This is a genomic window from Terribacillus saccharophilus (assembly GCF_002272745.1).
Classification (GTDB): Bacteria; Bacillota; Bacilli; order Bacillales; family Amphibacillaceae; genus Terribacillus; species Terribacillus saccharophilus_B.
This window is the reverse complement of sequence record NZ_NPBD01000007.1, coordinates 344,306-358,803: the sequence shown is the minus strand read 5'-3', so window position 1 is coordinate 358,803 and position 14,498 is coordinate 344,306. Positions and strand designations below refer to the sequence as shown.

The 14,498-nt window shown below is 43.8% G+C and carries 16 protein-coding genes and 1 pseudogene; 6 read left to right on the top strand and 11 right to left on the bottom strand.

Going from position 1 to position 14,498, the window contains the following annotated elements:
• Positions 1-30: 30 nt before the first annotated feature.
• Together CHH58_RS09010 and CHH58_RS09005 are read right to left on the bottom strand one after the other, a co-directional pair.
• Positions 31-978 (bottom strand): bile acid:sodium symporter family protein, encoded by a 948-nt coding sequence (locus CHH58_RS09010; RefSeq protein WP_249275085.1) that lies wholly within the window; start codon positions 976-978, stop codon positions 31-33.
• Positions 979-1,082: 104 nt separating this feature from the next.
• Entirely contained in the window at positions 1,083-2,102 is a 1,020-nt protein-coding gene (locus CHH58_RS09005) for a PTS transporter subunit IIC (RefSeq protein ID WP_095227759.1), read from the bottom strand.
• A gap of 414 nt (positions 2,103-2,516) precedes the next feature.
• On the opposite strand from CHH58_RS09005, the gene CHH58_RS09000 reads away from it, so the two are divergent.
• The 5 genes and pseudogenes from CHH58_RS09000 to CHH58_RS08980 form a co-directional block, all read left to right on the top strand.
• Positions 2,517-3,200, top strand: coding sequence for an ABC transporter permease (locus CHH58_RS09000; RefSeq protein ID WP_283162805.1), 684 nt, complete (start codon positions 2,517-2,519; stop codon positions 3,198-3,200).
• A gap of 13 nt (positions 3,201-3,213) precedes the next feature.
• Positions 3,214-4,185 (top strand): ABC transporter ATP-binding protein, encoded by a 972-nt coding sequence (locus tag CHH58_RS08995; RefSeq protein ID WP_095219153.1) that lies wholly within the window; start codon positions 3,214-3,216, stop codon positions 4,183-4,185.
• A 13-nt stretch (positions 4,186-4,198) separates the two neighbouring features.
• Positions 4,199-4,948, top strand: coding sequence for an ABC transporter permease (locus CHH58_RS08990; protein ID WP_095227757.1), 750 nt, complete (start codon positions 4,199-4,201; stop codon positions 4,946-4,948).
• A 19-nt stretch (positions 4,949-4,967) separates the two neighbouring features.
• The gene (locus CHH58_RS08985; protein ID WP_095228141.1) at positions 4,968-5,867 is read left to right on the top strand and encodes a glycine betaine ABC transporter substrate-binding protein; all 900 of its coding nucleotides are present in this window, start codon (positions 4,968-4,970) and stop codon (positions 5,865-5,867) included.
• A gap of 90 nt (positions 5,868-5,957) precedes the next feature.
• Positions 5,958-6,200: pseudogene (locus CHH58_RS08980) on the top strand (YnfA family protein); the annotation flags it as partial.
• A gap of 50 nt (positions 6,201-6,250) precedes the next feature.
• Here the strand turns inward: CHH58_RS08980 and aguB are convergent.
• The 4 genes from aguB to CHH58_RS08960 all read right to left on the bottom strand — a co-directional run bounded on the left by aguB (position 6,251) and on the right by CHH58_RS08960 (position 9,728).
• Positions 6,251-7,126: an N-carbamoylputrescine amidase gene (gene aguB, locus CHH58_RS08975; protein WP_095227755.1), complete on the bottom strand. Its 876-nt coding sequence runs from the start codon at positions 7,124-7,126 to the stop codon at positions 6,251-6,253.
• 5 nt (positions 7,127-7,131) lie between these two features.
• A complete protein-coding gene (locus tag CHH58_RS08970) occupies positions 7,132-8,163 on the bottom strand; it encodes an agmatine deiminase family protein (protein ID WP_095227753.1) in 1,032 nt (343 codons plus the stop codon).
• Positions 8,164-8,240: 77 nt separating this feature from the next.
• Positions 8,241-9,056: a DUF2785 domain-containing protein gene (locus CHH58_RS08965; protein ID WP_095262395.1), complete on the bottom strand. Its 816-nt coding sequence runs from the start codon at positions 9,054-9,056 to the stop codon at positions 8,241-8,243.
• A 60-nt stretch (positions 9,057-9,116) separates the two neighbouring features.
• Positions 9,117-9,728, bottom strand: a complete 612-nt coding sequence (locus CHH58_RS08960; protein ID WP_095227749.1) for a YitT family protein — start codon at positions 9,726-9,728, stop codon at positions 9,117-9,119.
• A gap of 214 nt (positions 9,729-9,942) precedes the next feature.
• Here CHH58_RS08960 and CHH58_RS08955 point away from each other — a divergent pair, with 214 nt between their 5' ends.
• Complete coding sequence (locus CHH58_RS08955; protein ID WP_095219145.1) at positions 9,943-10,386, top strand: Lrp/AsnC family transcriptional regulator; 444 nt, start codon at positions 9,943-9,945, stop codon at positions 10,384-10,386.
• Here the strand turns inward: CHH58_RS08955 and CHH58_RS08950 are convergent.
• From CHH58_RS08950 to CHH58_RS08930, 5 genes are all read right to left on the bottom strand, one after another.
• Positions 10,380-11,939 (bottom strand): polyamine aminopropyltransferase, encoded by a 1,560-nt coding sequence (locus CHH58_RS08950; RefSeq protein ID WP_095227747.1) that lies wholly within the window; start codon positions 11,937-11,939, stop codon positions 10,380-10,382. The two genes, CHH58_RS08955 and CHH58_RS08950, sit on opposite strands and share 7 nt — an antisense overlap.
• A gap of 18 nt (positions 11,940-11,957) precedes the next feature.
• Positions 11,958-12,353, bottom strand: a complete 396-nt coding sequence (locus tag CHH58_RS08945; protein ID WP_095227746.1) for a DUF350 domain-containing protein — start codon at positions 12,351-12,353, stop codon at positions 11,958-11,960.
• Positions 12,354-12,379: 26 nt separating this feature from the next.
• Complete coding sequence (locus CHH58_RS08940; RefSeq protein WP_170937569.1) at positions 12,380-13,021, bottom strand: DUF4247 domain-containing protein; 642 nt, start codon at positions 13,019-13,021, stop codon at positions 12,380-12,382.
• Positions 13,022-13,117: 96 nt separating this feature from the next.
• Positions 13,118-13,786, bottom strand: coding sequence for a PspA/IM30 family protein (locus CHH58_RS08935; protein WP_095219141.1), 669 nt, complete (start codon positions 13,784-13,786; stop codon positions 13,118-13,120).
• Positions 13,787-13,809: 23 nt separating this feature from the next.
• Entirely contained in the window at positions 13,810-14,322 is a 513-nt protein-coding gene (locus CHH58_RS08930; protein WP_095227742.1) for a DUF4178 domain-containing protein, read from the bottom strand.
• Positions 14,323-14,498 lie beyond the last annotated feature (176 nt).

Sequence of the window (14,498 nt, the reverse complement as noted above, 5' to 3'; positions counted from 1 at the left end):
AGAAAAGAAGACCGTTTGAACGGTCTTCTTTCAAGCAGCTGCTTGCTGTGGTTCATATTTTTTCAGAATGCTGGAAAATACTGCTGCCAAAACCTGCTGGAACAGCATCCCAATTACAACCGGGATAGCGACAGGTGCTGGAAAGAAACTCACAGCAAGAACCACACCCGCGCTGATATTACGCATTCCCCCAATAAAGGTTACACTGACGATCTCGGTTCTATCGTAACGGAATAATTTACCGAGAAGCCAGCTTAACAGATAGCCGGTAAATGATAAACAGAATACAAGCAATACAATCCCTATTACCGTCATGTCCATTCCCTTCAAGTAAGGAGCGACTACGGATGCATTAATGGAAACAACAGCTATGAGACCTATTTTCGAGAAAGGCGCCAGATTCTTACTTAATGCGCTCGTGACACTTTTGCTGCAGAGTTGATTAACAAACATGCCTGCTATCGAAGGTATGACGATCATCCATAATAAGCCTTCCATCATCGGAAGTACCTCCAGCTGGACATCGCCTCCCACCAAGAGATGCAGAATTAATGGAACTAGTATAGGAGAAAGCAATGTTCCTAAGAGTATTGTCGATAATGTAAGACCTATATCTCCTTTCTGCATGGCAACCCAGACAAATGCAGTAATACCAGTCGGAATGGCTGTGAGCAGCACAAGCCCCGTGATTGTGTTTACATCTTCAGGAAAGAACAAATGACCAAAGCCAAGTGCAATTAAAGGCATGATGAAATGAAGCACACCAAAAGCAAGCAGCATCGGTCCTGGTCTTTTAACAGCATGCAGAAGACTGTTAAAATTGGCTGAGAGGCTTCCTGCGAATGTCATACATGCAAATATCCAAGGCACCAATGCCTCACCATAATGGAGGAAATCCGCGAAGAGAAAACCCGCCAGTACGCTTGCAGGGGTCAGAAAAGGCATGTATCTTGCAAGTACACGATTCAATTGATCCATGAAAGATAGCCTTCTTTCTCATTTTATATCTCCCTTCAGTATATCAATAATATTCATAGCTGCATGATAAATAAAAAACCGCAGCTCATCAGCTGCGGCTTTTATTATTGAATTTCCATACGCAAATCGCCAACCTTAGCCCACCCGATCGATTTCATCACATGATAAAGACCAAGTGAAATGATTAGCGGCATGATGACGCCTGTTACTAAGTAGATCAAGAAAGCTTCCCAGCCTTGGCTGGCCAAGATATTAAGCGGAGCAATGAATGAATTCAAGCCCAATCCAGCCAGTTCGTAGGATGTTGTAAATCCTAACAGCACTGTTGCAATCGGTGCACAAACAACTGCTGCTACAAATGGCGGGATGACGAGCGCAGGATTCTTTATTAAGTTAGGAAATTGTACTTTTGGCGTAATGACAAACTGTGCCAGGAAACCACCTAAATCGTTCTGACGGATACTCATGAATGTAAATCCGACAAATTGTGCCGTACAACCGATCAAAGCTGCCGCACTGGATACCGGATCCAGCTGCAATGCAATCGCCAAAGCTGCTGATGAAGCTGGTGTCATCAACAAGATACTCCAAACTAATGAAATGACGATCGATGCCAGTAGCGGTGAGCCAGTAACAGAGTTGGCAATCTGTCCGCTCATCCATGTTAGCAGCGGTGTTGTAACTGCTGCGAGTCCTGCTCCAGCGATACCCCCTACAAATACTGCTGCAAACGGGATAGCCATCATATCAAGCGGTGTCTTCCCTGCTACCCGTTTACCTACGAATGTTGCAACGACAGCAGCAAGCACAGCACTGATCGGCTGTCCTGATACCATCGATGTCAGTAAACCGTCACCGCCTACAGTCATTGCAGCTCCGCCGATAGTCGCACTGATCATAGCACTGAAGACAACCAACGTATTACCACCTAGCTGAACAGCGATTCCTGCACCTAAAGCTGGTGCTAACAACGCTTTTGCAACAGTACCGACAGCAATTAATGTCGGCCAGTTTAAAAATTCACCAAAAGTCTCCATCAATAAACCAATACCGAGGGTCACGAGGACTGCATTCGCCATTCCTTGTGATGCTTTGTACATTCGCTCGATAAAGTATTCCTTCATTTTTCTCGCTCCCTCTCCACAAAATAGTTATTAAATTCTGACTATTTAGTGTTCCATTCTCTCTTTTTTTGTGTATAAGGGCGTGACTCCTTACACTCTAGTACATATTAAATGAGTACATATTAGTATTTAGATATACTAACATCATTTTTAGGAGGAAGTAAATATATTTTTTATAATGTTATTTAATTTTCAGTTTTTTATATTTTTTCTTAGCCAAAACTTTCAGCTTATGTCGAGAAGGAAATCCCTTGATTTAGTATGCTCAGCTACCCTCAAGCCTATTTTCCTCCTGTTTACTCCATCATACTTAGTGTTATAAGTTAATCCTATCTTTGTAATGGTTATTTTTTCATGTTAGGATGTTGGTTTATCTGGGTATAACAATAGGTAGCAAAAGTCTGACAAGAACCTTTGCATGACAAATTTAGGAGGTGCCCTCCCATTACGGATTTAATCGAATATTTCACTAGTAATTTTACATTTATACTTGGATATACATGGGATCACATCAAGCTTGTTGGTTTAGCAATTATCATCGCGATTGTGATCGGTGTCCCATTAGGTATTTATTGCTCCGTCAATAAATACGCAGCCTCCACTATTCTCCAAATTGCTTCTATCATGATGACTATTCCAAGTCTCGCTTTATTTGGAATCATGATTCCAATTCTTTCACTCATTAACGAAGGAATCGGTACGTTACCGGCTGTCATCGCACTTGTACTTTACTCACAGCTGCCGATTATCCGGAATACGTACACAGCTATCAGCAATGTCGATCCTGATCTTCGCGACGCGGCAAATGGTATTGGACTGACTACATTCCAGCGTCTCTACAAAGTGGAGCTTCCAAACGCAATGCCATTAATCATGGCTGGTATCCGTACTGCTACCGTTTTGAATATCGGTGTCGGTGCCATCGCTACATTAATCGGTGCTGGAGGTCTTGGCGGCATTATCTATCAAGGAATCCTTCGTACGAACAACACGATGATTCTGGCAGGAGCAATTGCGGTTGCTGTTTTAGCATTGATTGCTGACTTGTTCCTTCGCTTAATCGAAAATATATTTACGCCTAAGGGTGTTAAAAAATAATAAGGGTGACATTATGATACATTTTAACGATGTAACAAAGGTATACAACGGCAATGTAAAAGCTATTGAGAATATGAATTTTACAGTCGAAGATGGTGAACTGGTTATTATGCTGGGTCCTTCTGGCTGCGGAAAGACGACCTTGCTTCGGATGGTGAACCAGCTGGAGAGCATCACAGACGGCGACATCATGCTCAACGGTAAGAGCGTGCGACATTCCAATAAGATTGAAATGCGCCGCAATATTGGGTACGTCATTCAATCCAACGGACTATTCCCCAATATGAATATCGAGGACAATGCAATGATTGTTCCAAACCTGCTAGGCTGGGACAGAAAAAAAATGCGTGATCGCTTCAATATGCTAATGGAACTTGTAGGCTTGAAACCTGATGAATATCGGAAACGATACCCACATGAGCTTTCCGGAGGACAGCAGCAGCGTGTCGGCGTAGCCCGTGCTTTGGCAGCAGATCCGCCGGTTATGCTAATGGATGAACCCTTCGGCGCACTTGATCCAATCATCCGTACTCACCTTCAGGAGGAATTCCTGCAGATTCAGAAGGAACTAAAGAAAACCATTCTCTTTGTCAGCCATGACATTGACGAAGCAGTCAAGATGGCAGATAAAATTGCACTTCTTAAGGGTGGAAAAATGATGCAATACGCGGAGCCAGCAAAAATGCTTAACAAACCAGCCAACAGCTTTGTTGCAGAGTTTGTCGGTCAAGACCGTGTGCTGAAGAGCATGAGTCTGTATACAGTGAGAGATCTTGCAAATGCATTGACACTAAAGCCTGTCATGGAATCTCCTGATTCTCAGAATATCAACGAGAACCTTTCCTTGCGAGTGGCTATATCGAAGATCTTAAACCAGGAAGCTGACCAGCTGATTGTAGAGAACGACAATGGTACACGCAAAGGAAGTATTACTTTAGACTTGATCGAGCAGTTCTTGCACCGTGAGATCAAGGAGAGCGTCTGAGGGGGCTGTAATCATGGATAGGACAAATAAAACCATCGCCTTGATTATCAAGCTTATCTTCTGGGCACTGCTCATCGCTTTCTTTGTTTGGGCATTCGCTAACAATATGTTCAGCAAAATCTGGGAACAGCCAGATACTTTCCTACGCTTACTCGGTGAACATATTACGATTGTACTCCTTTCAGGAGCTGCTGCTGTGCTGCTTGCAGTACCACTAGGCATCTTCGTTACACGGCCTAAGTTCCGTAAATCTGAATGGCTGATTGTAGGCATCGCAAATCTTGGGCAGACGATCCCAAGCTTAGCTGTACTTGCATTAGCCATGGGCTTCCTAGGTATTGGAATCAGCGCAGCAGTAGTTGCCTTATTCGTCTATTCCCTGCTGCCTATTCTGCAAAATACGATTGCTGGCCTTGATTCCGTTGATGACAATATGATTGATGCAGCCAAAGGTATGGGACTAACCAATGCACAGATCCTTTGGAAAATAGAACTGCCGAATGCACTCACCTCCATTATCGCAGGAGTGCGTACAGCATTGGTCATCAATATCGGAACAGCTGCACTTGCTTATCTAATCGGTGCCGGCGGTCTGGGTGTATGGATTTTCACTGGTATCCGCCTCTTCGATAATGCTTTCTTAATGTCTGGAGCTGTTCCTGTCACGCTGCTTGCCATCGTGATTGACTATCTGTTCAAATGGCTGCAGTTTGCTTTAGTGCCAAAGGGACTCCGACTTGCCAGAAAAGCGCAAAATTCGTAAGGAAAGGATACCTGAATTCATGAGAAAACGATTAACTCTATTCACCTTATTAATGGCTCTGCTGGTCGTACTAAGCTCTTGCGGACCTGGTGGGAAAAGCATTACCGTAGGAGCAAAAACTTTTACTGAGCAGCTCGTAATAGCCAAAATGACGGCCTTCATATTAGAAGATAACGGTTATAATGTCGAAGAAATTCAAAATCTAGGCTCCTCTGCTATGCGTCAAGCAATCGAAACGCGCCAAGTCGATATGTCATGGGAGTATGTTGGTACAGCACTTGTCACCTATTTGGATCAAGAGCCGATCTCAGATAAAGATGAGGCGATGCAAAAGGTTAAGGAATTGGATAAGAAAAACGGCATTGCCTGGACAAACTTAACTGATGCTAACAACACTTACGCATTGGTTATGAAACGCGAAAAAGCGGATGAGCTAGGCATTGACTCTTTAAGTGATTTGGCAGCTTATGAGCAAAAAAATCCTGATAACCTCCAATTTGGAATGGAGACAGAATTCAAAAATCGGAGAGATGGTATGCCTGGATTGCAAGATTACTATGGATTCCAGGTTCCTGATTCCAATATCCGTGAAATGGAGATCGGTCTTTATTACACAGCATTGGCAAATGATCAAATTGATGTCACTCAAGCTTTTGTAACTGATCCACAGATTAATTCCATGGATCTAAAAATATTGGAAGATGATCAGCAGTTTTTCCCTTCCTATAATTACGCTGCTACCATCAACCAGGAAACACTGGATGAATATCCAGAGATCACGGAATTATTGGAGCCTCTCCAAAATGCTCTAACAGAGGATTCCTTGCGTGAAATGAACTACCAAGTGGATATCGAACAAAAGAGTGTAGAACGTGTAGCCAAAGACTTCCTCGACGAAAATAATTTACTAAAAGACTAAAAACGACCCTTATAGGGTCGTTTTTTCTATGTGACTTAGGTACCATAGATTTAGTACACATAAGGAAAACCGAAATTTGGCGGCGGGTACTTGATCTGGATGTGGCTTCATGATGGCCGCCCAGGTTATCTTGGTTTTCTCCGCAGCAATGCCTTGGTCATGTACGGGGTGATAGACACTTTCCAGATATCCCATCATTTGGTCGTGCATTTGCGCATATGGTGGTGTTTTCATTGTATGGTCCATCCTATGGGGATGGTTCATTGACAAGGAAACACCGTGTACGACTGGATTGGTGCCGGATTATGTATAGCAGGTTTCGCGGTCATGCTTTGGGCGCGTGACATTAAAAAAGCTGCCAGCTTATGCTGGCAGCTTTCATTTTATACGGTTGTTGAGCCATCGGAGCTCAGAATATTGCGGTACATTGACGGACGACGGTCACGGAAAAGTCCCCATTCCACACGCTGCATAGCCAGCTCATCCAAATCGAATGTAGCAGTCAGAATCTCTTCTTCTGTACGTCCTGCTTCCGCCAGCAAGTTCCCTTGCGGTCCAGCGATAAAGGAAGAACCATAGAACGTGATAGAGGAATCTTCGTCGGTTTCCACACCAATCCGGTTTGATGCCAAAACAGGCATTAGATTGGTTGCTGCATGTCCGCGCATGCACATTTGCCAATGATCTTTTGAGTCAATGCTAGCATCCTCAGGCTCTGAACCTATCGCTGTTGGATATAGCAGGATTTCTGCTCCTTGAAGCGCCATGCTGCGAGCTGCTTCCGGGAACCACTGATCCCAGCAAATGCCCACGCCTATTTTTCCAAATTTCGTCTCCCATACTTTGAAACCAGTGTCCCCAGGGGAGAAGTAATATTTCTCTTCATAACCAGGTCCATCAGGAATATGTGTTTTTCGGTAGATACCAAGCACAGAGCCATCAGCATCGATCATAGCTACTGTATTATAGTTCGCATTGTTCTTTTTCTCATAGAAGCTGATCGGCAGTACTACTCCAAGCTCCTTCGCTACTTGCTTAAAATGCTGCACTGCTTTGTTCTGATCCAGTTCTGTTGCAAACGCATAGTAAGCAGGTTTTTCCTTTTGACAGAAGTATGGTGTTTCAAACAACTCCTGCAGCAGGATGACATTCGCACCTTGAGCTGCTGCTTGGCGTACGAGTTTCTCAGCGTTCGCGATATTCTCTTCCACGACACCGGAACATGCCATCTGTGTTGCTGCTAATGTTACCTTTCTCAATTACTTCACTCCTTCACTGCAGGCATCTGCTGTGTTGTACAATGTACATTTCCGCCCTCTTTGATGATAGCTAGTCCATCAATTGTACGAATTCGGCGATCCGGGTACTGCTCTTGCAGCAGCTTGATTGCCCGCTCATCCGTTCCTCCTGCTGTATTACCGAAAACAGGAAGGATGATTCCTCCGTTTACAAAATAGAAATTGATATAGCTCAATGTCAAACGCGTATCGTTCCAGGTAGCCTTCGGTGGCTGCTGAACAGCGATCACTTCAATCTGACGTCCTCTTGCATCTTTTGTTTCATCGAGAATGCGAAGATTCTCTTGGGTGATTTCATAATTCTCGTCTTCAGGGTCATCTGTCACTTGCAACAGCAGTTTACCTGGTGCTGCAAAGCAAGCGATATTATCGACATGTCCATCCGTTTCGTCTCCAGCTACACCGCGTTTCAGCCAAATCACTTTCTCAATGCCGAGATATTGACGAAGATATGCTTCGATGTCCTCCTTGGAAAGATCTGAATTTCGGTTCGGGTTCAAAAGGCATTCCTCTGTAGTAATCAGTGTCCCTTCCCCATCAACGTGAATGGATCCACCTTCTAACACTATTGGTGCATCCAGTTGCTTCACGCCAAAGTGATCCAAAACAGCCGGAGCTACCGCATCATCTAGATCCCAAGGAAAGTATTTTTCTCCCCAAGCATTAAAACGCCAGTTCACACCAGCCAATTTGCCGGCCTCATCCCGGACGAATGTCGGACCGTTATCTCGAAGCCACGCATCGTTATGAGAAACCTCAAGCAATGTTACATTTTCATCTTTCTCCACATAAACAGCTGCAGTATCACGATCCTTTGCGTTCACCAATACGGTGATCGGCTCAAATTCCGCAATCGCAAGAATAAGTTCTGCGTAACCCTTACATACGGCTTCCCAATCCTCTGGGTATACCATAGAATCTTTCACAGGCCAGCTGATCAGCGTACGCTCATGTTTCTCCCATTCAGGAGGCATTGTATATGTTAAATGTTTTTCCATTTCGCATCACTCTTTATTATAGATTCTTTAAAACAGACTTTCCGGAATATCATATAACAAAAGCACCTGAACAACAATCAGGAAGAAGGCTTTTTATGATAGATACCAGAAAATAACTGTTCACATCCGTGTAACGTTTTCTTCAGTGATGGGAAGTCAGATAGACGAAAGTAAAGACTGCGGATGATCTGCTTATAATTCGCGCGGATATACAGGTCAGCTTCGGTGACTTCAGGCCAGAAAGCAATGACTTCAGATGCCTTTTCCTTTACCATGCATCCAACTATATCCGGTGGCAATCCATTCCGTAAAGCAGAATGAATCACAAACGCCATACGCTCGTCCTCTTCATGTGAAAGGGCATTATACGGGAAAGCCATCTTATTAATAATCTCCTCTGCAACTGTCTGACGCTGATCATTTGTCAGTTCAGCCAATTGAATCAGTTCATCTAATGCATCAGCAGCATGCGCTAACGTATGCACCCACCCGTATGTTTCATCATAACCTTCTCCAACAGTCTCCTGCTGGATATAGGTGAGAAGCGCTTGGAAGACTCGTTCAATTACAGCCGCAGACAGAAACGCTTCCATTCTATGTCGGTAAAGAATAGCTGCAATCCATAATGTTGTAAAACTTCTAGTGAATTTTTCTTCTTTGTAAAGGTATCGTCCTGTCAGGAGCTCATCCAGGATTTGATTCATCGTGATTGGCGAAACTAGTCCTTGTGTTATCCATTTGCTCGCCAATCCATAAATCAACCTATCACGTAAGATTGGATCCAAATCACCGATATACGGCAGCATAGAAAATAATAAATCCTCTATAGGAGCTGATGTTTTTTCGGTTTCAGCTAGTTCTGTAAGCTTTTGTTTTAAGACTTCTCTTTCCATTCCACCACCCCCCTCACCGACCAAATTATACCATTAAAAAACGAAGGATTTCTCCTTCGTTCACTCTGCTGCTTGCGCAACTGGTACTGCATTCGGTTTTGGTAATGGTTTAGCGAACTTCTCTTTGAAGTAGCTGATAACAAATGAAGTAACTGCTATGGAAACAATGGAATAGATGCCTTTGATAAGACCTACTGAATAAAGACTGACCATAACAACACAGAAATCAAAGATAAAATTTATCGTTCCAGGATTTGTTCCGAAGCGTTTCTGCAGGAACAAAGCGAGGATATTGGCTCCTCCTAATGATGCTTGGTTCGCAAAGAGGATGATCAAGCCAAATCCGATAATCAGGCCGCCAGCCACAGCTGAAACGATGCCCGGCAGTTCAATAGCGGGATAAAACGGATGGAGAAATGAGAATAACGTCAGGATTGATACAGATAGAATTGTAGTTACCGTAAAACGCCATCCCATATTGATAAATGAAAAGATATAGAATGGAATGTTGATAATAAAGAAGACGATACCGAAAGGCATAGACATTAGATATGATAACCCTAAGGAAAGCCCTGCTGTTCCTCCTGTCACCAGCTCTGCGCTTTTGAGCATATACAGACCAATGCTGGCTAGGAAACAGCCGAGAATAATTTTAAGATACTTTTGCGGCAAACGAATTGCTCCTCTCCAAGTTAAAATCCATGTTGAAACACGCCCACAATGGACAATATGAGCGCTTAAATTCACGTCATCCTGTTTCTTCACTTTTTATGTTAGAATAAATAACATAAGAAATGAATAGATATTTGCAGGTAATATCTTGATTCGAGGTTCATAATGAAAATTATATGCAAGGATCACCTGCAATGTGAAAGGAAGGGTGCATATGGATCACATCGATCGTACACTGCTGGAGCTGCTGCAGCATGACGGCCGGATAACAATAAGCGAATTATCCAAGAAGCTCGCACTGAGCAGACCGAGTGTTTCAGAACGGATAGCAAGGCTTGAGGAGCGCGGTGTCATCGAGCATTACACAGCCCGAGTAGCGCATGCGAAGGTTGGACTGGATATTCTGCTGTTCATCCAGGTTAGTGAATTGAAGATTCCTCATTTGGAGTTTGAAAATCTGATTGCAAAAGAAGAAGCTGTACTAGAATGCCACCGGGTGACCGGACCGATCAATTATTTGCTGAAGGCAGCAGTCCCTGACATGAATGGCATGCGGGAATTGATCGACCGGCTGATTCCATATGGGGCATTCAATACATCAACTGTGCTGACATCCCCGGTAGCTTATCGAGCGTTGCTGCCAAGGGAAGATCAGTAATGCTTCCATTCCTGTTGATAGATTTCGATCAAATGAGGATCAACCAATGTGTTAGGACGAAGTGTCACTTCCTCCCCATCAGCATTGGTGATTTCCTTATCCTCATCCTTACCGAATTCTGTCATTCCAGGAATCATAGACGATTTTAAGTATTCTGTCGGTACGGTAACCTCTAGATTTTCTGGATCGATTGGATTTCTGCTGGCCATGACAAATCCCCAGTTGCCAAAACTCGGCACATCCAGATGTAAATTTTCCGTTTCCAACCCTGTTGCACGAATTGTTTCGTCTATTGTCCAATAAGACTCGGTCGCAAACACCGGGCTAGTCGCTTGGACAATCATCGCTCCCTCTGGATGCATGTGATTGCGCACCAGAGAGTAGAATTCTTCGGTATACAGCTTGTTCAAGCTCTCATCATTCGGATCGGGCAAATCGACGATAATGACATCATAGACCTGGTCCGTTTCCTTTAAGTAAGTGAAGGCATCCTGATTATGGATGGTGACTTTGTCATTCAGCAGCGAGCGATTGTTCAAGTCGAGCAGCCTTGACTCAGACTTAGCCATTTCTGTAACAGCAGGGTCGAGGTCAACTAGGGTAATATCCTGAACATCATCATATTTCAGTATCTCATTCGCCGCTAAGCCATCCCCGCCCCCAAGTATGAGCACGTGATCATGCTGTTTGGCTTGGGACATGACCGGATGGACAAGCGCATCGTGGTAGCGATGCTGATCGAACGAACTGAACTGCAATCCGCCATTCAAATACAGCCGTAGATCATCTCCATCCTGAGTTAGTATGATTTTCTGATATTGGCTTTGTTCCATGTGAATGATTGGATCCTCGTAAAGCTTCTGTTCGAACGAAAATGCAGTTGCTTCTCCAAAAAAGACACCAAGTATAAGCAGAATTCCGATGACTACACCCACTGCTACATGCAAGGCAAACCGTTTCACTTCTTCCCGGAATAACCAAAGGACGACCAGTGCCACTACTAAATTGACTAGGCCAACTAGAAAAGCTGATTTGACGATTCCGAACTGCGGGCGCAATAAGAAGGCGAAAAGCAACCCACCAATAAGACCACCTGCATAATCACTGAAAAGGACACGTGCTGTACTGCGGCCGATTGTCTCCCCGATCTCATTCGCTTTCCTAATGAGAATCGGCAGCTCTACTCCGGTCAGCGCACCAACAAGAATGGTGACGAAATAAAGATAGAACGCATCTGTTCCGTCAGGCGTATATGCTGTGATTCCGAACATTGTAAAACTCGAAAAGCCCCCGATCAGAGCAACGAAAAATTCAATATAAATGAATGCTAGAATAAGTCGCTTTGTCACGCGTTCACTTATGCTGGCACCAATCCCCATACCAGTCAAAAACAAAGAGATGGTGAGTGTATATTGCTTCACACCATCTCCGAGAATATAGGACCCAAGAGCCCCGAACAAGACTTCAAATATAATACCGCAAATGGAAACGATACCGGAAGCCCAATAAATGAATGAGGTTTTATTTGTTACTTTCTGCTGCATGTCTTTCATCTCCGAACTGCTTTTAGCTTACGTAATGGACGCACCGATGACGAACCCAAGCCCAACAGAAACCGCTAAGGATATAATTCCGACTGCGACATTGTTTTCTTTTAGCTTGGATTGAACAGAAAAGCGCCGTGTTACACCTTCAAATACGAAGTAGGCAATCATCTGCAGAACGACACCATAAGCGCCCCAGATAAGGGTTTCCCAAAGTTCACTGCTGTGATAAATAGAGAATGACAGTACAAGACAGATTCCGATGATCTTACCGCCTATCGATAAAGCCACAGCTGTATTGCCCTTTTCAATTTCTTCCCAGTCCCTGTACTTATGTGTGATCATTTCAAAAATGATAAGTCCGATGATAACGATCACAACTGCAATGATAAAGTATAGAAAAGTCGATAAAAATGGATTCATGATTCTATGCCTCCTTATAGGTTTGTTTATTTACCCGCATCTGGTCCGCCACCTCGATAGTTAGACGTACCGCGTCTTGTACTGCCGCCGCCATCATCATTCGACCGATAAGTCGACGTGTAGCCGCCATAACAGCCACCGCTCTGACAAGTATCCATTCTGTTCTGGCTCCAATTACTGCCGAAGAGGGAATTCAACAGAGCAAATGTAAAGAATGTATTTAAATAGTTCGGTGAGTAGTTATTCCGCACAAATGTCCGGTCAGCTACTTCTATCAATGTGACATCCTCATCTTCCTCACTTTGTTTCAAGGTAATGAAGACATCGTCGTAAATCATTATCTGCTGTCCGTTCTTCTTGTCGCTGATTTCATCCGGTCCTTCGGCTTGCTTGAACAGTTCTTCCAATTCGTCCACTGTATACAGGCGCGTTGCATATACATTTGCACTTCCGCGTCTTTCACCGGAAACAACATCAAGCAAATAGAAGTTATTATCAATTAATGTTTCGATTGATTCCCCTACACTATTCTCAAACTCAGAAGTAACAGTCTCCTTATCTGGTTCATCCGGTATATCACTGACAGAAGCAGTTTGCTCATCGGAATTACCGCATCCAGCCAAAATAAGAACAAATACAAGGCAAAAACCAGCCAGCCAGTATTTCATGAAGGCTCCTCCCTTCTTATCGAATTCCATATGTAAAGCAAGACAGACGAAGACCCTTGCTCACGCAAGGGTCAGCCTGCCGATGGCAATGGCTGCTTATTCTTTACCCATTTTCTTTTTCAAAGCAGCTAACTCATCGTCGACACCATTCTTATCAAGTGCAGCGAATTCATCATCTAAGGAACGATTGGATCGGGACATATCCTCACTCGTCTCAGCTTCTGCTTCATACTGCAATACTTTTTCTTCCATACGTTCGAAACCGCCGCGGGACTCGTCACTGCCAATATTGGACATTGTACGGTTCATCTTCGTACGTGTTTTGGCAGATTCCGCACGTGCTTTCAAGGAATCTTTCTTCAGCTTCATTTCAGCATATTCTTTTTTCATTTCATCCAATTTCTGACGGATAGACGCAACATCGCTGGATGCGCGCTCCCAAGATGCGTAAAGTGAATCAGCTGTCTGCTGATGCGTCTGCTTATCTTCCAGAGCTCGGCGCGCTAAATCATCATTACCAGCTTCGATTGCTGTCTCGGCTTGCTGCTGACGTTTATCCGCCATAGCCTTGGCATCATCGTATTTTCGTTTCAACATCTTTTCATTAGCAATTTGCTTCGCTACCGCAGTTTCCGCTTCACGAATATCCGCTTCCATGTCACGCATGAACTGATCCAGCATTTTCACCGGGTCTTCTGCTTTATCCAGCATTGCATTCAATTCTGAGTTTACGACTGTTTTTACACGGTTAAAAAATTTAAACATAATAATTCTCTCCTTTAATTAATTTAATTTGAACCCGCAATGATTTTAATTTCACGCGGTTTGATTTCATAGCCATAGCTGACTTCAATTTCGCTCCCCCAGCCTTCAAGGCCAAGGAAATGTTCTTCATCCTCATCAAAATAATCCGCAAAATGGACGATCGAGCCGTTCACATTACGGCTTCTTCCTTCACCGACGACTCTAGCTTCACCTTGCTCATCAAGGAAGTAAGTCCGGCCTTCATGCGTCAGCTGCTTCGGATATGGTTTTGATACCGAAAGCGGGATTTTTTTATATATTCCCAGTTCCAGTTCATCATCCATTTCAGCCGATAGCCATATGGTCGTATCCCCTTCCACCAACTGGTAATCGAACCATTCATAATTCCCTTGTCGGGAAGTGATTTTTCCGACTACTTCGTAGGTGACCAAGTCGTATTCGACGATGTCACCCACTTGGATGGATAGTGCATGACGTTCCCTTACAGCAGGGCGCTCAGGGGACTTTTTCTTGAATATACGGGAAAGAATACCCAAAACCTTTCACCATCCTCTTATCTTGTATCTTATATACGTGCAGGGATACAGAAGGTTTCAAACTTTTTTCCTGCTTATATCTAATTATACAGGTGTACAGCCGGACATGCATGGACTTACTATGCAAAACAGGATTATCAGAATCAAAAGAAGGGGAAAATAACTACAGATTGTCA